Source organism: Nostoc sp., assembly GCF_036917455.1.
Lineage (GTDB): Bacteria > Cyanobacteriota > Cyanobacteriia > Cyanobacteriales > Nostocaceae > Nostoc.
This window is the reverse complement of sequence record NZ_JBALDK010000101.1, coordinates 1-20,656: the sequence shown is the minus strand read 5'-3', so window position 1 is coordinate 20,656 and position 20,656 is coordinate 1. Positions and strand designations below refer to the sequence as shown.

At 40.8% G+C, this 20,656-nt stretch carries 19 protein-coding genes; 13 read left to right on the top strand and 6 right to left on the bottom strand.

Annotated elements, in window-relative coordinates:
• The first annotated feature begins 144 nt into the window (after positions 1-144).
• Together V7K42_RS11490 and V7K42_RS11485 are read left to right on the top strand one after the other, a co-directional pair.
• On the top strand, positions 145-468 hold the full coding sequence (locus V7K42_RS11490; RefSeq protein ID WP_334916239.1) for a YnfA family protein: 324 nt from the start codon (positions 145-147) through the stop codon (positions 466-468).
• Positions 469-1,065: 597 nt separating this feature from the next.
• Positions 1,066-2,508: an ammonium transporter gene (locus V7K42_RS11485; protein WP_334916237.1), complete on the top strand. Its 1,443-nt coding sequence runs from the start codon at positions 1,066-1,068 to the stop codon at positions 2,506-2,508.
• Positions 2,509-2,747: 239 nt separating this feature from the next.
• Here the strand turns inward: V7K42_RS11485 and V7K42_RS11480 are convergent, their stop codons facing one another.
• The gene (locus tag V7K42_RS11480; protein ID WP_334916283.1) at positions 2,748-2,942 is read right to left on the bottom strand and encodes a hypothetical protein; all 195 of its coding nucleotides are present in this window, start codon (positions 2,940-2,942) and stop codon (positions 2,748-2,750) included.
• On the opposite strand from V7K42_RS11480, the gene V7K42_RS11475 reads away from it, so the two are divergent.
• From V7K42_RS11475 to cbiE, 5 genes are all read left to right on the top strand, one after another.
• The gene (locus V7K42_RS11475) at positions 2,863-3,720 is read left to right on the top strand and encodes an SGNH/GDSL hydrolase family protein (protein WP_334916235.1); all 858 of its coding nucleotides are present in this window, start codon (positions 2,863-2,865) and stop codon (positions 3,718-3,720) included. The genes V7K42_RS11480 and V7K42_RS11475 overlap by 80 nt on opposite strands.
• Before the next feature lie 95 nt (positions 3,721-3,815).
• Positions 3,816-5,024, top strand: a complete 1,209-nt coding sequence (locus V7K42_RS11470; RefSeq protein ID WP_334916233.1) for a 4-hydroxy-3-methylbut-2-enyl diphosphate reductase — start codon at positions 3,816-3,818, stop codon at positions 5,022-5,024.
• A gap of 113 nt (positions 5,025-5,137) precedes the next feature.
• Complete coding sequence (locus V7K42_RS11465) at positions 5,138-5,737, top strand: class I SAM-dependent methyltransferase (protein WP_334916231.1); 600 nt, start codon at positions 5,138-5,140, stop codon at positions 5,735-5,737.
• A gap of 35 nt (positions 5,738-5,772) precedes the next feature.
• Positions 5,773-5,928, top strand: a complete 156-nt coding sequence (locus V7K42_RS11460; protein WP_334916229.1) for a hypothetical protein — start codon at positions 5,773-5,775, stop codon at positions 5,926-5,928.
• On the top strand, positions 5,925-7,133 hold the full coding sequence (cbiE, locus tag V7K42_RS11455; RefSeq protein WP_334916227.1) for a precorrin-6y C5,15-methyltransferase (decarboxylating) subunit CbiE: 1,209 nt from the start codon (positions 5,925-5,927) through the stop codon (positions 7,131-7,133). The genes V7K42_RS11460 and cbiE overlap by 4 nt, the downstream gene beginning before the upstream one ends.
• Positions 7,134-7,832: 699 nt before the next feature.
• On the opposite strand, the gene V7K42_RS11450 is transcribed toward cbiE, so the two are convergent.
• A complete protein-coding gene (locus tag V7K42_RS11450) occupies positions 7,833-8,018 on the bottom strand; it encodes a hypothetical protein (RefSeq protein ID WP_334916225.1) in 186 nt (61 codons plus the stop codon).
• A 523-nt stretch (positions 8,019-8,541) separates the two neighbouring features.
• On the opposite strand from V7K42_RS11450, the gene V7K42_RS11445 reads away from it, so the two are divergent.
• Positions 8,542-10,053: a hypothetical protein gene (locus tag V7K42_RS11445; protein ID WP_334916224.1), complete on the top strand. Its 1,512-nt coding sequence runs from the start codon at positions 8,542-8,544 to the stop codon at positions 10,051-10,053.
• 116 nt (positions 10,054-10,169) lie between these two features.
• Here the strand turns inward: V7K42_RS11445 and V7K42_RS11440 are convergent, their stop codons facing one another.
• Positions 10,170-10,577: a hypothetical protein gene (locus tag V7K42_RS11440; RefSeq protein ID WP_334916222.1), complete on the bottom strand. Its 408-nt coding sequence runs from the start codon at positions 10,575-10,577 to the stop codon at positions 10,170-10,172.
• Here V7K42_RS11440 and V7K42_RS11435 point away from each other — a divergent pair.
• Together V7K42_RS11435 and V7K42_RS11430 are read left to right on the top strand one after the other, a co-directional pair.
• Positions 10,541-12,088 carry an FAD-binding oxidoreductase gene (locus V7K42_RS11435; protein ID WP_334916220.1) on the top strand — a complete coding sequence of 516 codons (1,548 nt, stop codon included), beginning with the start codon at positions 10,541-10,543 and terminating at the stop codon, positions 12,086-12,088. The genes V7K42_RS11440 and V7K42_RS11435 overlap by 37 nt on opposite strands.
• A gap of 22 nt (positions 12,089-12,110) precedes the next feature.
• Complete coding sequence (locus V7K42_RS11430; protein WP_334916218.1) at positions 12,111-12,818, top strand: actin-binding WH2 domain-containing protein; 708 nt, start codon at positions 12,111-12,113, stop codon at positions 12,816-12,818.
• A gap of 498 nt (positions 12,819-13,316) precedes the next feature.
• Here V7K42_RS11430 and V7K42_RS11425 read toward each other — a convergent pair whose 3' ends face one another.
• A complete protein-coding gene (locus tag V7K42_RS11425) occupies positions 13,317-14,774 on the bottom strand; it encodes an MFS transporter (protein ID WP_334916216.1) in 1,458 nt (485 codons plus the stop codon).
• Positions 14,775-14,849: 75 nt separating this feature from the next.
• On the opposite strand from V7K42_RS11425, the gene V7K42_RS11420 reads away from it, so the two are divergent.
• A complete protein-coding gene (locus tag V7K42_RS11420) occupies positions 14,850-15,365 on the top strand; it encodes a phosphoribosyltransferase (RefSeq protein ID WP_334916215.1) in 516 nt (171 codons plus the stop codon).
• 134 nt (positions 15,366-15,499) lie between these two features.
• Positions 15,500-16,621: a hypothetical protein gene (locus tag V7K42_RS11415; RefSeq protein WP_334916213.1), complete on the top strand. Its 1,122-nt coding sequence runs from the start codon at positions 15,500-15,502 to the stop codon at positions 16,619-16,621.
• A gap of 197 nt (positions 16,622-16,818) precedes the next feature.
• Here V7K42_RS11415 and topA read toward each other — a convergent pair whose 3' ends face one another.
• The gene (gene topA, locus V7K42_RS11410; RefSeq protein ID WP_334916211.1) at positions 16,819-18,990 is read right to left on the bottom strand and encodes a type I DNA topoisomerase; all 2,172 of its coding nucleotides are present in this window, start codon (positions 18,988-18,990) and stop codon (positions 16,819-16,821) included.
• A 13-nt stretch (positions 18,991-19,003) separates the two neighbouring features.
• Here topA and V7K42_RS11405 point away from each other — a divergent pair, with 13 nt between their 5' ends.
• A complete protein-coding gene (locus tag V7K42_RS11405; protein WP_334916209.1) occupies positions 19,004-19,252 on the top strand; it encodes a hypothetical protein in 249 nt (82 codons plus the stop codon).
• Between the two features lie 721 nt (positions 19,253-19,973).
• Here V7K42_RS11405 and V7K42_RS11400 read toward each other — a convergent pair.
• Positions 19,974-20,444: a GAF domain-containing protein gene (locus V7K42_RS11400; RefSeq protein ID WP_334916207.1), complete on the bottom strand. Its 471-nt coding sequence runs from the start codon at positions 20,442-20,444 to the stop codon at positions 19,974-19,976.
• Positions 20,445-20,656 lie beyond the last annotated feature (212 nt).

Genomic DNA, 20,656 nt, shown 5'->3' with positions numbered 1-20,656 from the left:
ACCTAGTCCCCAGTCCCTAATCCCCAGTCCCCAGTCCCCAGTAACCAATTTGTTCAACAAACTTACTTTAATTAATGACAATAGTTTAGTTAAAAGCGTTAGCGTAATTTTACTGAGTTCGACCTTATTAAAAAATCGATCGTAATGATTAAGTCTCTGCTGTATTTTTTCTGGGCTGGTTTATTTGAAATTGGGGGTGGCTACCTAATCTGGTTGTGGTTACGCGAAGACAAGCCATTTTGGTGGGGCATATTGGGGGGAATGGCTTTAGCTTTCTATGGGGTGATTGCAACTTTCCAATTGGCAAATTTTGGCAGAGTGTATGCGGCTTACGGCGGTGTGTTTATTGTAATGGCAATGCTTTGGGGTTGGAAGGTAGACGGGATAACTCCAGACCGCTACGAGCTAATAGGAGCTTGTTTAGCTTTGGTAGGTGTTTTCATTATCATGTTTGCACCCAGAAATTGAGTAAAAATACTAGATTATTTTCGACCAATAACTTTTATATTATTCCCTTTTAAACAGACAATAACCTCACGCCAAATCACAAAGTTTTTTTAAGCATCTAATTGCTAGTAAACAGTTATACCCGTATGGATGCGCTTCTACAGAGGATATAAAGATAATTCACAACATATTTACGCAAATTCTCAGAGAATTCATAAATATTGTAAAATCTCACAAGTATCTTAGTTTGTAACAGTAGGTAACTAAAAATTGGTAATTTTGTGGCGGTTCAAGAAAATGCTATTCTTCAAAAAAAAAGATGTAACTTGCATCACCATACCCTGATTTCAATCTTGGCAACTAAGTAAGTTAGCGCGAAAAGCCCCAAGAATGTTACGAAACATAAACAGGCTTAAAGCCCTTACTAATGACCAATGACAAATGAGAGACTTTGCCAGTTAGCTTTAATTGCGCCGACCTACTTAATAATCAGGATTATATTTTTGTTAACATTTCCAGAAAAATCCACTTAAGTAACTTTAAAGACAAAAATGTGCAGACAAAAGTAATCAAATGTAGTTAAGTATACAAATTATTGGTGTTTAGGAAGAAAAAGAAGTGTTGAAAAAAGTTGTGATGATTGGGATTATCACCCTACTCTTTTTGGGAGGGCCGCTGATGGGCAATGCTTTTGCCCAAACACCAGCTGCTGTGCCTGCTGCTGATACTGGAGATACGGCATTTATGCTGATTTCAGCAGCGCTTGTGCTGTTAATGACACCAGGATTAGCGTTTTTCTATGGTGGATTTGTGCGATCGCGCAATATTCTAAACACATTGATGATGAGCTTTGTGTTGATGGCGATCGTGGGAGTTACCTGGATTCTCTGGGGTTATAGTCTTTCTTTTGCGCCAGGGTTGCCGTTTATCGGTGGATTGCAATGGTTTGGGTTGAACGGTGTCGGTTTAGAGACTCAAGGCTACTTACCGCATCTGCCTTATGAAGATGCGCTCAAAGCCACAGACCCCAAATATGCTGATGTCGTCTCTTATGCCGGAACGATTCCCCACCAGGCATTCACGATTTATCAAGCGATGTTTGCCATTATCACCCCAGCCTTAATTTCTGGGGCGCTCGTTGAGCGGATGAGTTTCCGCGCCTATTCGCTGTTTGTGTTGCTGTGGTCAACCTTTGTTTACGCCCCCCTAGCCCACATGGTATGGGCGAAAGGTGGATTCTTGGGTTTGTACGGTGGATTAGGTGCCCTCGACTTTGCAGGTGGCACAGTAGTTCATATTAGTTCTGGCGTTTCAGCCTTGGTAGCAGCGATCGTCCTTGGCCCTCGGAAAACCCATCCCGATCGCCTTAGCCCCCCGCACAACGTTCCTTTCATTTTGCTGGGTGCTGGCTTACTCTGGTTTGGTTGGTTCGGTTTCAACGCTGGGAGTGCCTTATCTGTTGCCAGTGGAACTTCTGGGAACATAACAACAAATTTAGCAACAACAGCCTTTGTTGCCACCAATACGGCGGCGGCGGCGGCAGCTTTAATGTGGCTAATTTTGGAAGCAGTTTTACGGGGTAAACCAACAGCTGTGGGAGCGGCTACAGGAGCCGTTGCTGGTTTAGTCGGCATCACCCCCGCCGCTGGATTTGTCACACCGCTATCAGCGATTTTAGTTGGTTTCATCACCGCTTTTGTTTGCTTCTATGCTGTGAGTTTCAAGCATAAGCTGCAAATTGATGATGCTTTAGATACCTATCCCGTGCATGGTGTAGGTGGTACAGTGGGGGCAATTTTAACAGCCATCTTTGCCACGACTCAAGTTAATGGTGGAGGTAAAGACGGAGTACTGCGTGGTAATTTGGGTGAATTGGGAGTTGAACTAATAGCAATTGCCGTTGCCTATCTAATCGCAGGTGTTGGGACGTGGATTATTCTCAAGGTTATCGATGCTACAGTCGGACTGCGTGTCAAAGAGGAAGCTGAATTGCAAGGTTTGGATATCAACGAACACGGCGAAGAAGGTTACAACTCCGAATTTGGCGATCGTCCCATTTAGCCCGGATTTCTCACCACATTTCTCAAAACCTTGTGCAGGGGAGTAGGGGAGTAGGGGAGTAGGGGAGCGGGGGAGGCAGGGGAGGCAGGGGAGCAGAGGAGAGTTCAAATACCAAGTTCTTTCCCCTCTGCCCCTCCGCCCCTCTGCCCCTCCGCCCCTCCGCCCCTCTGCCCCTCTGCCCCTCCGCCCCTCCGCCCCCTGAAGCTTGTGAGAAATGCGGGTTAGGAGTGCTGAGTTATTTAATTTTGGATTTTGGATTGAAAGAAAAATCCAAAATCCAAAATCCAAAATTGGGCTGATTTGCGATCGCTAGCGTTAAAATTTGATTCAAATAATTGGTAAATTTCGCTAGTCGTGTCTACTTCTTTTAAAACCTTTCCTATCTGGGCATTTTTCTCGCTGTTAACCAACGGCATCCTAATGTTGGCGGTCATTCTGCTAATCTGGCAACAGCAGAGATTGGCCGCTCTTTTTGGGATAGTAACATCCCCAGAACCAATCAGCTTGAACAACTCAACCCAAATTGCTACACCTGATTTGGGCCGCCGTCACCAACTCACTTACCAAGAGTGGGTAGATATCCTCCAGCAAGAAGCCAAGGTAGCAGCTGACCAACAGACTCCGCATTTAACTATCCTGGCGGGAGATTCTCTGAGTTTATGGTTTCCCTCTGAGTTATTACCCGAAGGTAAAAATTGGCTCAATCAAGGGATTTCTGGCGAAACCAGCAATGGACTCTTGAAAAGATTGAAAATATTTGACCGCACCCAGCCAGAGGTCATTTTTGTGATGATTGGCATTAATGACCTAATTCGGGGGATAAGCGATGGGGAAATTTTAGATAATCAACGGCAAATTATCAATTACCTCCGAAAGACACATCCCACAGCGCAAATTGTTGTGCAATCGATTTTGCCACATGCAGCAGAGGAAGCAACCTGGAAAGGACGAGATAAACTGTTAGCTGTTGCCAATAGCCGTATTCAGGGGTTGAATCAGCAACTGCAAAGTATTTCTACTAAAAAAGGTGTCAAATATCTCGATTTATATCCCCTGTTTACCAACAAACAAGGAAATCTCCGCCGTGAATTTACTACTGATGGCTTACATTTAAGCCCTGAAGGTTATATAGTTTGGCGTTCTGCATTGCAGATTTATGGCGAAATCGAATTAAAATCCCAGTCTCAGCCTCCTTCAAGGGAAAAAGGTTAAAGGACAAAAAGAAGTAATATCTTTGAATACAACTCTGTATAAATCGCGGCTTGGCGCGAGAAAATAAAAAATAGTGGTTGAAGTAGACAAATCTAATGGATACAAAAGCTTTTAAGCGCAGCCTGCAACATTCAGAAAATTACAATCGCAAGGGCTTTGGTCATCAAGCGGAAGTTGCTACCCAGTTGCAATCTGAATATCAGAGTAACTTGATTCAGGAAATTCGCGATCGCAATTACATCTTGCAACGGGGTGATGTAACAATCCGATTAGCACAAGCCTTTGGCTTTTGCTGGGGTGTAGAACGGGCTGTGGCTATGGCCTACGAAACTCGTCAGCACTTCCCCACAGAACACATCTGGATTACTAACGAGATTATCCACAACCCTTCTGTGAATCGGCGAATGCAGGAGATGGAAGTTGAATTCATCCCCATTGAAGGAAAGAATAAAGACTTTTCTGTTGTTGGCACCGGGGATGTAGTAATATTACCTGCTTTTGGGGCTAGCGTTCAAGAAATGCAGATCCTTCACGATAAAGGCTGCAAAATTGTTGATACAACTTGTCCTTGGGTATCTAAAGTTTGGAATACAGTAGAAAAGCACAAAAAAATCGATTATACATCAATAATTCACGGTAAATATAAGCACGAAGAAACAGTTGCTACTAGTTCCTTTGCTGGCAAGTATTTAATTGTGTTGAATTTGCAAGAAGCAAATTATGTTGCTGACTATATTCTTAATGGTGGCAGCCGTGAAGAATTTCTGACAAAATTTGCCAAAGCCTGTTCAGCAGGATTTGACCCCGATCGCGATTTAGAAAGAGTTGGCATCGCTAACCAAACTACAATGCTTAAAGGCGAAACTGAGCAAATAGGGAAACTTTTTGAGCGGACTATGTTGCAGAAATATGGCCCCACCGAGTTAACTCAGCATTTCCAAAGCTTCAATACCATCTGTGATGCCACCCAAGAACGGCAAGATGCTATGTTGGAATTAGTGGAACATAATTTAAATTTAATGGTAGTAATTGGTGGGTTTAATTCATCCAATACTACTCAATTGCAACAAATTGCTTTTGAGCGAGGAATTCCTTCTTATCACATTGATACTGTTGAACGAATGAAATCAGGAGATTCTATAGAACATCGACAATTAAATGGACAGTTAATAACAACAGAAAACTGGTTGCCAGATGGTGAAATTGTCGTGGGAATTACTTCTGGTGCTTCTACCCCAGATAAAGTGGTGGAAGATGTGATTGAGGAGATTTTTGGGGTGAAAGCAACAGCAGCGCTGGTTTAATAGCGATCGTAGATTAATTTCATCTCTTGACAAGAATACTATATCAATATTAGCTATCAGTAACTAGTATTTACTAGTTACTGTATTTAAAAAAATTGTGAGAAATTTAATAAATGGCTATTTATGAGCAAATTGGCAAAAGCTATGATTTGACTCGTCGTGCCGATCCTGAAATTGCTGCTCGATTAGCTGTTCACCTTCAGGTAAAATCAGATTCTTCATATCTTGATGTGGGATGTGGCACTGGAAATTACACACTAGCTTTAGCAAAAACTGGTGTTTGGTATGGAGTAGACCAGTCAAAAAAGATGATTGATGCTGCTACAAAGAAGAGTAATATTATAGCTTGGCAAGTTGCGGAAGTAGAAGCTTTACCTTATGCCGATAATACTTTTTCAGGTGTATTATGCACATTAGCGATACATCATTTTGTTGCATTAACTCCTGCTTTTAGGGAGATTAATCGTGTCTTGGCGGCTGGTCGTTTTGTATTATTTACTTCCACACCAGAGCAAATGAGTAAATATTGGTTAATCGAATATTTTCCAGAGGCTATACATAAATCTGCTGAACAAATGCCAAGTTTAGAAAAGGTCATATATGCTCTAAACGAGGCAGGTTTTAATTCAGTAAATATCGAACATTATTCTATTTCAAAAAATTTACAAGACTTATTTTATATAGTGGTAAATATCATCCTAAAATATATTTAGATGAAAATATTCGCTCTGGAATTTCTACATTTACTTTGCTAGCTTCGCCAGAAGAAATCACCGCAGGATGTCAAAAACTAGCAGCAGATATTAATACAGGACGCATCACAGATATTGTCAATAAATATGAAAACAATCACGCAGATTACTTGTTTGTAATTGCCGAAAAAATTAATCATGAATTAGCATGACAGATAAATGGCTTTCTATCGTCGGCATTGGGGAAGATGGATTACAAGGGTTAAGCGCGATCGCTCTTTCCCTAATCACTCAAGCTAAAGTAATTGTCGGAGGCGATCGCCATTTGGCAATGCTGCCTACAGACGATCGACGTGAAAAAATAGTCTGGACATCACCAATTAGCGCCTCTGTAAACGAAATCATTCAGCGTCGGGGTGAGTCAATTTGCGTACTTGCAAGCGGCGATCCTATGTGTTACGGCATTGGTGTAACTTTGATGCGGCGAATTCCGGTTTCTGAAATGACGATTATCCCCGCACCTTCAGCCTTCAGTCTCGCTTGTGCCAGGATGGGATGGTCTTTAACTGAGGTAGAAACTTTGAGTTTGAATGGTCGTCCATCCTCCTTACTCCAATCTTACATTTACCCAAAAGCACGACTGTTGATTTTGAGCGAAGGGAAAGACACACCCGCCGTTGTTGCGGAGATTTTGACCAATCGCGGCTATGGTGGTAGCAAAATTACCGTGCTGGAGCGCATGGGTGGCACTCATGAAAGAATTGTGTCAGGTACGGCTGCATCTTGGAGTGAAACTAAAATTGCTGCTTTGAATGCGATCGCAGTTGATTGTATTGCTGATGCTGGGGTTATCCCTTTACCGAGATTACCAGGACTACCAGATAACGCCTACCACCACGATGGACAGTTAACGAAGCGGGAAGTTAGAGCAATCACTCTAGCAGCTTTAGCACCCACACCAGGCGCACTGTTGTGGGATGTTGGCGCGGGTTGCGGCTCAATTTCTATTGAATGGATGCGGAGTAATGCTCAGTGTCGAGCGATCGCGATCGAGCAAAACTCGTCTAGATTACTATATATTGCTGATAATGCCGCTACTCTCGGCACTCCAAATCTGCAAATCGTTGAAGGAAAAGCGCCCCATGTCCTGAAGGATTTGCCAGCACCAGATGCCATTTTTATTGGTGGCGGTGTTACAGCAACAGGACTTTTTGATGTTTGCTGGGAAGCATTGCGTCCTGGTGGGCGTTTGGTAGCGAATGTAGTGACGGTAGAGGGTGAGCAAACTTTATTTCAATGGCATGAACGAGTCGGTGGCGATTTAACTCGTATTGCTATTCAACGGGCTGAACCTATTGGTAAATTTTTGGGCTGGCGAGCAATGGTAACTGTGACGCAATGGGTAGTTGTAAAATAACAAAATTTGTGCGGGATCTAAAAACGTGCCAGCTAAATTTTTGAGTCATTTTGTCAATAACAAGACCTAAATCTCAATAAAGCCCAAAGTAATCCCATTAATCTCTACTTAACATTCCCAGCATAGAAACATCTGGAAAGCTTGCCCCAGAAGATGCTTACAAATAGATTAAAGCACTTTGGAAACAATTTTGTTAGAAACACTTTACCGTTTTGATTTTTGAAATCTTACGTATGGTGCGTTACGACGTTCCGTCTAAGAGGTTGAATGAACAAGTTTTTCACTGTGACTTTAGACACTTTTAGATCCCCCCTAACCCCCCTTAAAAAGGGGGGAACTGGAATCAAAGTCCCCCTTTTTAAGGGGGATTTAGGGGGATCTAGAACTTTTGATACCGACAAGAGGACTTTTCAAGCATCCTCTAACACACCCTACAAATGCTTGTATTTTTTCAACAATCAAATATGATTCCTATGTCTGTCAAAATTTAATTAATTATCTAAAGAAATTTCAGAGATTTACTCTAATTAATTCTTATATAATCGACTATTTGAGTAATGAATAATAGCTATTATTTTTTATCTATGAATTAACTATTGGTTTATCAATAGTCATCATTAGTTTTTTTAGTTTTTATTTTTTGACATAAATGATCAGAGACGCAACTGATTGCGTCTCGACAAGTCAGTGAAGTATCATCTACACTTCAGTAATTTTGTCAATCTGCCAAAAAACAGAAATAATTGTAGGCGCTTGCTCAAATTCGCTGATGGGGGCGGGTTTCATGTCCCGGTAGTCCAGCAGTTGGACTAAGATCAGGTAAGCGATCGCTAAAATCACTGAAATCGCACCTGTAAGAATAGCAATTAATTTTGAACGTTCCATCAGTCTTTCCTATAATACAAGTTATCGTGCTGTGTCTATATCCACATTAATACTTGAGACCCACACTTACCGATATACATTATTGTGATGGACTATCAGTTAAATAGTAATCAATAGCTGTTCTTCATCCACCTGATAAACAACTCGATTGCGAAATCATCTTTGAACTACTTGCTTGATGTTTGGATGTTAGTAAGCACCCTTTCACCATTTATCAAAGTAACGGTTTAGATTTTGCACCGCTCTATCTATCTTTACATAGTTGAGTTTTTTCGCACCCACCTATTTATTAAAGCAATATATAAAGATATAGTTTCGATTACACCGCAAGCCTTTGCAAAGTCTAAAAGGTGTGATAGAACATAGCAAAGTTAAGAACAAAATTAAGTACCAAAAGACTCATAGCTATTTGCTATTAGAGCTTTTCGACATCATAATTGATGAAAAAGCTATATAGCTGTTGTTATCTTGTTAGGATGTTAAATACTGCAATATATTCACTTAGATTTAAATTAATAATTTCATGATTCATATTGCTAAATTAAATAAAATTGACTTTATAATCTTGATTATTATTGTCATAATTGGTCTTGTACATTTACCTTTTCCGTTTGACGGAGATCAAGCATTTTTTAGGCTAGGTGCTTGGGAAATGCAACAAGGAAAGGTACTGTATCGTGATTTTTGGGATATTAAGCAGCCGGGAATTTTCTACTTTTATTTTTTAGCAGGTACTTTGTTTGGTTTTGATGAGATTGGCATCCATGCCTTTGAACTTATTTACATGTTATTTTTTTCGATAATATTGCAGCTAACTCTAAAAAGCTATTTTCGACATCAAATAATTGCAAGTCTAGTACCTTTGTTAACAGTTGGTGTTTACTATACTGTTTCAGGTGCTTGGCAGCTTACTCAAGTAGAAGCACTAGTTGGCTTTCCTTTATTCCTTTGTCTGTGGCTAACATTTAAGTGTTTTAAAAATGAAGGTAAACAAAGATTTTTTCTACTTTTAATGTCAGGATTGATTGGGGGAATTGTCCTCCTATTTAAACTCCTCCTTCTGCTTGTCTTACTTTCATTTTGGCTGACTATATTTATGTATTCTTTGTTAATTCAACGACAGAGGATTAAAAAAATCTTTATAGAGACTTGCTTACCAGTTTTTATAGGAATAATATTTCCTCTTTTAGTTGTTTGCAGCTACTTTGTCTGGGTTAATAGTTTTTCAATAGTATATGAAACATTTTTTATCTATCCACCGCTTATTGTTGCTAATGCCGAATTCCATGAACTTGAGTTGATTTCAGGAATAAAATGGTTTTTGCAGAATTTTTACCCTTTAGTTTTAATGGCTGCTGTTGCAGTATATGTATCCTTGCACAAGTCTAAGAATATATTGACTTTGTTACTTGTTGTTTGGTGTATTTTTGGTTTTGGTGTTATTATTCTACAACGAACAGCATTGTGGGAATACCATTATTTACTATTGTTTGTACCCATAGGGATTTTAGCAACTAAAGGATTAGATATATTATGGGAGTCTTTAAAAGAATTAAGGTCTTTAATCCCGACAATGTTGCTTATATTTTTATTGTTATTACCTTTATCATCGACTCTGATTAAAAAGACTGTTACCCTAATCGACAATAACTTTGCTTTAACTGAAGATACACGATTAAAATATCAGACTGTTTTTAGAAAAAAATATCCATCTCTTCATTCAGAAGCTAAGTTTATCTCCCAGTCAGGAAGTCTTGCTGGTGATATTTATGTAGCTGGAGATCCATCTATTTACTACTTATCTGGTCGGATTCAAGCCACAACCCTACGTGGTTGGGCACTTGAATATTTTTTGCCTGAACAATGGCCAAGACTTATAGAGCAGTTAGATTCATCAAAACCTCCTTATATCTTTATTGATTATGAACCACAAGCTATTATCAAAGAAAATTTCCCCAAAATGCTGGAATTTGTTGAGCAAAAATACCAGGTTTTACGTCAAAATAATGACGGTATTTGGTATATTATCAAATGATACAGCAATTCGTAAGTGAGGTAGGTATAAAATATAGGACAAAAAATCAGATGAAACAAGATTAGATGACTACTCTTTAAAAGTTGTCGAATGGCTAAATGACAGTTTTAAAGAATCTAATGTTGCCTGGAAAGAGCCACAAGTTCAGTTAACCGATATCCAAGGTTCTGGTATGCAATTTTCTGTGAGGTTCTACGTTGATAATATTCAGTTAGAACACTGGCGGCGTGGCGATCGCGTGCAAAATGAGGTGTGCCGAGAGAGGGTAAGGCGGCTGAGACAAGCTTATATCTATACACTAGGATGAGGGAGGAGTTGAATTGAAAAGAATTAAAGACTAGGTAAAAGACTGCAAAAATAGCCATCACCGTGTTGAAAGGGATATTTACAGGCTTACCTGCGATCGCAAAATTATTCGGTTTAGGATAAAAGCACTGTTCCAGCAAAGATACGATCGATACTAGTAACTCTGCTGGAATTAAACCCGATGTCTTTAACCGAAGAAATTCTTTCCCAATTACCAAACGATGTTTTAAAAGGATTGCGTCAAAGCGATCGCATCCTCACATCTCTGCGAGAAAACACCTCACCCACACCACAGTTAGTTAAAGAAAATCAACAACCTTTAGGCGTTGTAGACTTCGATGTGCTTATCTGCGGTGGCACTTTAGGCATTTTAATTGGTTGCGCCTTAGCTGTGAAGGGGCTGCGGGTGGCGTTGATGGAACGGGGAATTTTGCGAGGGAGGGAACAAGAGTGGAATATCTCTCGTAAAGAACTAGATGTATTTGTGGAATTGAACTTGCTGACTGAGGAAGAATTATCAAGTGCGATCGCCACCCAATATAACCCAGCGCGAGTTAGTTTTGATGGCGGTACAGAAGTTTGGGTAGAGGATGTTTTGAATATCGGCGTAGATCCAGTTTATCTGCTAGCTACATTGAAAACCCGATTTCTCGCCGTTGGTGGAAAGTTGCTAGAAAACACACCCTTTACCGAAGCAGTGGTTCATCAAGATGGGGTGATGGTAAATAAACAATTCAAAACTCGGTTATTAATCGACGCGATGGGACATCTTTCACCCATCAGCCAACAAGCACGCCAAGGCAAAAAACCAGATGCACTGTGCTTAGTTGTGGGAAGTTGCGCCCAAGGTTTTGCGGAAAATAACTCAGGCGACTTGTTATTATCATTTACATCCTTGCAAAATCAATGTCAGTACTTCTGGGAAGCCTTCCCAGCCAGGGATGGTAGAACAACTTACTTGTTTACTTACATGGATCTACATCCCCAACGCTTGAGTTTAGAAGCTTTATTTGAGGAATACCTGCGTCTCCTACCAGAATATCAGGGAGTGGAATTGAACAAGCTGAAATTTCAACGGGCCTTGTTTGGTTTCTTTCCCACCCATCGCCAAAGTCCGCTAAAAACGCCTTGGAATCGCATTCTACCAGTAGGAGATAGCAGTGGTAGTCAATCTCCCTTGAGTTTTGGTGGTTTTGGGGCAATGGTGCGTCACCTAAAGCGTTTAACTTATGGCATTTCCGAAGCGCTAGAAACAGAACAATTATCTGCAAAAGCCTTAACACTGCTGCAACCCTATCAGCCAAGTCTGACTGTCACCTGGTTGTTTCAAAAGGCGATGAGTGTTAGTGTAAATCAAAAAATTGCCCCAGATCAGATTAACCAACTACTCTCAGCAGTATTTCAGGAAATGCAGCAGTTGGGGACACCAGTTCTAAAACCATTTTTACAGGATATAGTACAGTTTTCGGCACTAACGCAAACATTGTTAAAAACTGGTTTATCTCATCCGGGAATAGTTGCCAAGATCGTTCCGCAAGTAGGTGTGGGAAATTTATTAGATTGGATGATACATTACAATAATTTAGGTGTATATACTGCCTTATTTTTGTTGAGTCCAATGTTAGAAACATGGATTAAGCATCAACCAAATGAACAACAATATTATTGGCATCGTTTGATCGATGCCTGGAAGTATGGTTCTGGCGGTGATTACTCAGATGAAACTTGAATAATATCTATGTGAGGTGAATATGATTGAACGGAAATCTTCAGGAATAAAATACTTTGCAGTGCTGATTGGATTCCTGCGCGATCGCCAAGGATTTCTAGAGGAAGTTCGCCAAGGGACAAGATTACCAAATAAAATCATTTCTCTGCTGGTTTGCAGTTCCTTATTTCTCGCGGCTTATGGCGGAATCATTGGTGCATACCATAGCTGGATGCAAGCTTTGTCTTCTGCCATTAAACTCCCAGCCCTTTATTTAATTACACTCCTAATTTGTATCCCGACGTTGTTCTTTGCTAATATTATTTTTGGTTCCAAGCGGACTTTTGCCCAGCACTTAGCATTAGTATTGACTGCTGTTTCAGTTACGAGTGTACTTTTATTTAGCTTTGCACCAATAACTCTGTTTTTCTTAATTACCACCAATAATTACCAATTTTTAATTCTGCTAAATGTATTCATCTTTGCATTAACCGGATTTATTGGAATTTCGTCTTTATATCAAGCTACAAATATAGTTTTAGAACAAGAGAATGAAGGTACTAAGACGCGCGGTAGAATTGTAAAATTTTGGCTATTTCTTTACGCTTTCGTAGGCAGTCAGTTAGGCTGGACTCTCAGACCATTTTTTGGCACACCTGGTTCGGCTTTTGAACTATTCCGCGAAAGGGAAGGCAATTTCTATTTAAGTGTAATTCACACTATTAGCTATCTCTTAGGAATCCGTAATTAGTAATTACTAATTTAACAAAATATCGAATATATAAAATCAGTTTTTTGCTCAATTTAGTTTCATTTTTTTTACAATATATCCCACATTCAACACGTTGATGTGTTATATCATGTCCGGCAAATTACTTATCCCGCATTTCTCACAAGCTTGAGGGGCAGAGGGGAAAGAACGGGAGCAACGCGAAAAAGTGAGATCCTCGTGAAATAGGCTCTTGAGGCAGGGGGAGCAGGGGGAGCAGGGGGAGTAAAGAGGCATTTTTAGTATTTTTTACTACCGAAACAGACTGCTTCTACACTTATTTCTTTCTCTTCCCCTGCCTCCCCTGCCTCCCCTGCCTCCCCTGCTTACCCATCTCACTGTTAGAGCATTGCTCCCGGAAAGAACTTGGTATTTGAACTCTCCCCTGCTCCCCTACTCCCCTACTCCCCTTGGCTTAACGGGTTTTTAATCGTAAGTCATTACCCGGACATGATATAATTCGTAATGGACATTACCCCATTACGAATTATTCTTCTTCTCTTGCCGTTCTTTGAGTTTCAGCACTATCTCTGCGTGCATCTCGCGGGTAATTGGGTAAAAATACGTTAAAACTAAGCCACAAAGCAAACAAACTGTAGGTATGGGGCCAACAGCAATGCGAATAGCAAACAGTGCTGATTCCGGTTGAGTGGGTGGGAGACTTCCGGCTACAGATTCTTTGAAACCGGCTACTTGCAAAGCATTTCCCACCAAAAACAGCCCAAAAGCTAAACCAAATTTTTGTAGCAAAACCATGAAGCCATAAAAAATGCCTTCTCTACGTTGTCCGGTTTGGAGTTCATCTAATTCAATCACATCTGGAATCATCGACCAGGGAATTAGATAAGCTGTGGAGACACCAACACCAGCCATAACAGCCATCACATATAGCAATCCGATTTGACCAGGTTGTAAGAAAAATAGTCCGATCGCTGCTATTATCCACAAACTCATTCCCAGAAAATAAACAATTTTTTTTCCAATTTTTTTACTCAACGTTCCCCAGACAAATAGCATCAGCAGAGCAGTTCCTTGCACTGCAATCAGAATCATGGGCACATCTGATTCTTCTTTAAGACCCATATAATTGACTACAAAATAGGGAATAATGCTGGCTGTTATCTGCACACCTAGCCAAGAAAAAAGATATATACCAATAACAAATAAAAAAGGTCGGTTACTAAAGACAATTTTTAGCTGTTCGCCGAAGGGGAGAGATGCAGGTTCTTCGGCTAGGATGCGTTTGGCCTCAAAAGCCAGGATGCGATCGCGGACTCCAAAAACGCACCAATATAATCCTAAAATCGAAATGACAGTACAAATGGCCGCTAAAACCAGATATCGTTGTTGGCGATCGACAATCTGCGAAAAAACAATTCCCGTTAAAATCAATGACAGAATGCTGCCACCAATGGAAAATGTAAAGCGATAGCTGTTAAGGCTGGTGCGTTCGTCGTAATCTTGAGTTAGTTCTGGAGTCATCGCCGTATAAGGCAAATTCACAACCGTGTAAAAGGACTGAGATAGAATCCCAATTGCTACGTAATACCAGAATAGCGGCCAAATATTATTATTCTGATTTGTACTAAATCGCGGTACAATCCACTGCAAGAAAAAGAAAATTCCAAAGGGGATTGCTCCATAAAACATCCAGGGAAGACGACGGCCCCAACGGCGAGATTTTGTTTTATCAGTCAGGAACCCGACAAGCGGATCGTTAACCCCATCCCATATTTTGCCAATCATCAAAATAGTGCCAGCTAAACCCGCAGGGATACCAGCAACACTGGTAAAGAAAATCAGCAGATAAAAGACAGAGATATTTGCAGTAATTGCTGGCCCTAAATCTCCTGCACCGTAAGCCAGCTTTGTTTTCAAGTCGAGTTTTTCACTGAGAATATCTCGTTGGGCATCGCCATCAGCAGCAGAATCATTCATAAAACTTTGCACTCATACTAAAATAAAAAATCTGCGCGCCTTCAATACTAGCTATCTACCACTCCCGTTAGACTTATGCCAGACCTTTATGTTTCTTGGTCAGATTATCACCAAAAAATTGAACAACTGGCTATCCAGATTTATCAATCCGGTTGGGAATTCAACCAAATTATCTGTCTTGCTAGAGGAGGACTACGAGTAGGAGATATTCTTTCCCGAATATACCAGCAACCACTGGCAATTTTAGCAACCTCATCTTACAGTGGCGCTGGTAAGCAAGAAAGAAGTAATTTAATTTTCTCCCGCCACTTGACAATGACTGCCGAAACGTTAGGTTCGCGCATTCTCCTAGTGGATGACTTAGTAGATTCTGGGGTAACACTCCAACAGACTATACCTTGGCTCAAGCAAAATACTGATTCCCAAATTGAGGAAATTCGCACCGCCGTTCTTTGGTATAAAGCCTGTTCAGTTATAGCACCCGATTATTATGTTGATTATCTGTCTGACAACCCCTGGATTCACCAACCCTTTGAACACTATGAGCAGATGAACATCGCAGAACTTGCGGCTAAAGTCAGTTCGTGTTGATAATTAAGAATTCTAAAAGGTTATGAGGTGAGCTTTTTTGGCTCACCAGATTTATTACTATATTTTGCCAAAATTGGCACATTTACCCCTAAATATGTATGGTGTTATTTACCTGACTCATTGTTAAAAAAAGAATGACAAACGATATTTCGCACAAACGAAACCTTCACCGATTCGATCCTGTTGCGTATCTAGTACTTGAAAAATTTCGTCTTTCTCCTCTAACTTTTGGACTGTTGGCAGCAGTTACTGCTACTGTCCTTTATTTGTTTACTGCATGGGTAAGTGAAACGCTGTGGTCTAAAGTTGGACAGAGGGGATTGCTTAAAGACTGGATTCCTTGGTTAGTAGGACTTTTCATTAATCCAGTAACATTGGGATATTATTTATGGAGTTTTCAGGCAATCGATCGAGTAATTCAAGACCTGGAAAAATCTGATGTATTAGAAATTGACAAATTTCAGATCAATCAATTTGTTATTAACCTCTATTCTCAAAAATGGCGTAAGGTTTCTGCACTTGCCAGCGCTCTCTTTTTCAGCACTATTGTTTTTATCATCAGACCTAGATTAGAAGAGAGTTGGACTAGCTCTAGTTTTCTGCCAGGACTAACCATCACGATCGCCACATTTGCAGTCGTATATATGGGTAGTATACTTGTCCTTAATCTGATTACAAATATTTGGATTTTATATCGAATTTTAGGAAACAAGGATCTCGATATCAATCCTCTGCATCCCGATCGCTGTGGTGGTCTTCAATGTCTGAGTGATTATTCGCTTAAAACGGCCTATCTAGTTGCTGTTTTGGGTATCTGGATTGGCGTGATTGAGTATCAGGTGATTACACAAGATGTCGGAAAAGGATTCTGGTTTGTTCATCTGGTAATTCCATTGTATATTTTTTTATCAATCGGATGTTTTTTTGGGCCATTACTGGCAGCACATAGCGGTATGAAAAGAGCTAAAGAAGAGTCTTTACATAAAATTGCTCGACAGTTCCGAGCAGAGTATTCGGGGATTTATAGTAGTCTGGCTGAAGACACAGAAGCTTTCAAGAAAAAATCTGAAAAAATCCAGCAGCTACGCACTTTATACACTATGACCGATGAGTTACCCGTTTGGCCATTCGATGTCAAAACTTTCCGCCGATATCTCTTAACAGTGCCTACTCCTCTTATTGGTATTTTGGGTGGTATACTTAAAAAGTTTTTGATAAATCTACTCAACCAACACGGTATCAAACTTGGTAGTTAAAGGCATTATGAGGTAAAACTAAAATTTCTTTCTCTAGGAGTGAAATGAGCAAGATAGCTTTAGTTAAGTTTTTGATATGGGACTTCCAGAAATTAAATTATTCAATTTTGGAGCGAAGATGATCAATTAGATTCTTCCTCCCCTGCTTCCCCTGCGCCCCCTGCCTCCCCTGCTCGCCAAAGCGATGGGATATTTTTTTAGTTGGAAGTCCCTATCTCCCCAAACTTAGGACTCCACCACCCTTTTTGTGTACTGAAATAAGCCACATCTTTATGTTTAGTATCCTTACGTGCTTGTGGATCACAGCATCGTAACATTGTCTTACTCTGACCCTCTTTAATGTAACTATACTCTTCTAGAGGTTTCTTACATACTGGACAGGAATATGCCGTCATTTTCACGGGAGGCTTTTGTTTATTTTCAACCTGGACTGTTTTAGTTTGTGGTGGCTGCCAAGTTTTGTTAAAGTCGCTCCAAAATAGCACGATATTTTCACAGCCTTTGGTGCATTTGAGGAAATATTTCTTTTTAACCTTAGTACTCGGAATTTTGGCGAGGAAATTTTTGCATTCAGGACATCGCGTCCTGGAAATTTCATATTTGCGCTCAGTTATCACATTAGCTTTACCTGTTGGGGAACTCGCGACTACAGTTTTAGCCTTAGAAAGTGCTGGTACAAAATAATTCTGATTCCAACTAGTTAAATAATGCTGCCAAGAATTCTTTCCTTCGGAAATGGCATCAAGGGCATCTTCCATTTTCGCTGTGAATTCTGCCTCTAGTAAATCCGGTAGTGCTTTGAGCAAAAAGGCATCAACTTCTAACCCTAACGCTGTCGGTTGAAGATGGTCTTTTTTCAACTCGACATAATTGCGTTTTTTTAAAGTAGCAACAGTAGGAGCATAGGTACTTGGGCGACCAATTCCTTTACGTTCCATCAGTTGCACTAATTTGGGTTCACTATAACGCGGTGGTGGCTGAGTCTGCTTCTGTTCATGTCCAGCATTCTCCAATTTCAATGCTTGGCCTTGTTGTAATGAAGGTAAAATACTATCCTTACTGAGATTGTTCCAGTAACGGGCATAACCGTAAAATTCAATTACTTGCCCTCTAGCTGACCACAGTAGCGAACCAGATTGAGTAATCACCAGAGTTTTACGCAATTGGGCAGCCCGACACTGAGAAGCAATTGACCGTTTCCAAATCATCACATATAAATTAAACTCATCATCAGGAAGTTCTAAGCGCAACTGAGTTGAGGGACGAAATACATCAGTTGGTCGAATCGCTTCATGTGCTTCTTGAGCCGATTTGCTACTGCGATGCTTGGCGACTTGCTGCGGTACATTCTGCGGATCGTTTTGCTCTAACCATTTACGGGCGCTAGCACAAAATTCTGGACTCAGCATTACTGAGTCTGTTCGCATATATGTAATCAGCCCAGCCTCATAGAGCTTTTGAGCAACAACCATAGTTTTATCAGGAGCAAACCTCAGCTTTGAACCGGCTGCTTGCTGAAGGCTGGAAGTTGTAAATGGCGGCGGTGGCTGGCGGTTAACGATTTTTCCTTCAAAATGAATCACCTGATGAGGATGTCGCTTTGCTTCTTCAACTAAACGTGTAGCCTCTGCTTCGGAAAGAACACGCTTAGACTCCGGTGTTTCTGGACTATTACCTACCTTTGCGTCATCGTGAGTTTCAGTTTCTTGGTCTGCTGCATCTTTTGCAGAATCGACTGTCCCTTTGTAAAAAGCTCGGAATCCTTCTGCATAATCTACCCAGACACTCCAGTAGTCTTGGGGGACAAAAGCCAGAATTTCGTTTTCTCGTTGACAAATTAAGTGCAATGTCGCGCTTTGGACTCTGCCAACACTTTTAGCGCCGTTATTTAATGCCCAAACTAAAGGACTACCTTTGTAACCCACCAACTTATCTAGACAATCTCGGCACAACCCAGCACCGATTAAATTTTGATCTAGCTTTCTGGGATTAGCGATCGCACTCTGTACCGCCGATGCTGTAATCTCAGTATAAATTACTCGTTTCGGTTCCCTTAAACCCAGCGTTTCTTTCAGATGCCAAGCGATTGTTTCGCCTTCCCGATCTGGGTCAGTTGCTAAAACAACTTCATCAACTTGCCTCACCGCAGACTTGAGTTTCTGGATTGTTTCTTTCGCGCGTTGGTCGCGCGGGACGTAGTTGCACCGGACATTATTGCCATCCATGACGAAGCCCAAGGAATCGTCCCCTTCATTGCTGAGTTCTCGGATGTGACCACAACTAGCGAGAACTTTCCAATCTGAACCCAGAATTTGACTGAGTTTTTTGACTTTTCCGGGAGACTCGACCACAAGCAGGCGTTTGATCATAGCAAGTGCATTCTTGGTTCTGAGCAATAAACTGGCAGTTGCAATTAGCGATGGCACAGCCAACGCCAAAGGCGATCGCCTATCTTCGTCATCTGGATTTTCTAGAATACTGTACCAAAAAGCTTTGAAAATTGCTCAACTCAGTTTAGAGGTAAATCATCCCAACGCTCGACTAAGGGACTTCCAACTAAAAAAATATCCCATCGCTTTGGCGAGCAGGGGAGGCAGGGGGCGCAGGGGAAGCAGGGGAGGAAGAATCTAATTGATCATCTTCGCTCCAAAATTGAATAATTTAATTTCTGGAAGTCCCTAAGAACGGGAAGGGCAGATGCCATGATTATGCTGTAACCTCTACTTGATAAGTCTTTACAGTGAGCGGTAAACCAAGTTCTGCTCAAATTTGAAGACAAGCTGCGATCGCGTCCGATTGCTGCAATGATTTAAACGTTTCTTATACATGAATAAGTAATTGTTGCAAAGCATGAAGCATTTGCAGCAACTGCTTATACATTTCTTGGAAATACTTAAACGTTTCTTATACATGAATGAGCAATTGTTGCAAAGCATGAAGTATTTGCAGCAACTGCTTATACATTTCTTGGAAATACTTAAACGTTTCTTATACATGAATAAGTAATTGTTGCAAAGCATGAAGTATTTGCAGCAACTGTTTATACATTTCTTGGAAATACTTAAACGTTTCTTATACATGAATGAGCAATTGTTGCAAACGCTTCAATTTTGGCAACTATAGCGGTTCTCACTTCCATACAATCCAGTCTGAACCTGACCCCATATTTGGGTAAGGCAAACACTCCCCTCCCTTTGCTAAGACTATTCATTGCCCGGATCTTTCTTAACAAACAGAAAAAATATTTAAACTTAGACCGAAAGAATTTATAGGTATAGCTTTGAAGGAAAGAATAGTGGTAGGTAATAGTACATTATGGAAAAGTGCGCTTCAAACGCTATAGCTACTCCTGTTAGCTGATGATTTTCCGGCTAATTGCTTCTCCAATTTTCATCAGCGTCTCTTCTTCTTTGGGAGTAAATTCGTAGGGAAGCAACTTGGCAATACCCAAGGTTCCATGCAATTGGTCATTCAACATAAGCGGCACTGTGATAGAGCCTTTTACCTCGGTTTCTTTTGCTGAGGGTCTGACTACTCCTTGTTCATCAGTTTGCAGGTTGCAAATTTGTACGGGTCGCTTACGTTCGGCGGCGACACCGGCCATCCCTTTGCCGATGGGAATTACCGTCATTTTAGGCAACAGGAATTCTGGAATGCCTTGGTAAGCCTTTAGGTGCAATAACTGACTTTCTCGATCTAGGGTATGAATAGTACCTGTAGAGCAGTCGAAAGCAGTTAAGATTTCGACCAGTAAACGATTCCAGTCAATGGCAGATCCTTTGTCAGCCAGGGTATCAAAAATGGGTTGGGTATCTGAAGTCATAGTGGTAAAAAAATAATCCCCATAAATAAATTTAGGGGCTTGAGAACATTTTTCTTTACTTTGCCTTTTGACAACTCAGGGTGCGTTAGCCTCCGGCATAACACACCCTACTTCAAATTAGGGACTTCCAGAAATTAAATTATTCAATTTTGGAGCGAAGATGATCAATTAGATTCTTCCTCCCCTGCTTCCCCTGCGCCCCCTGCCTCCCC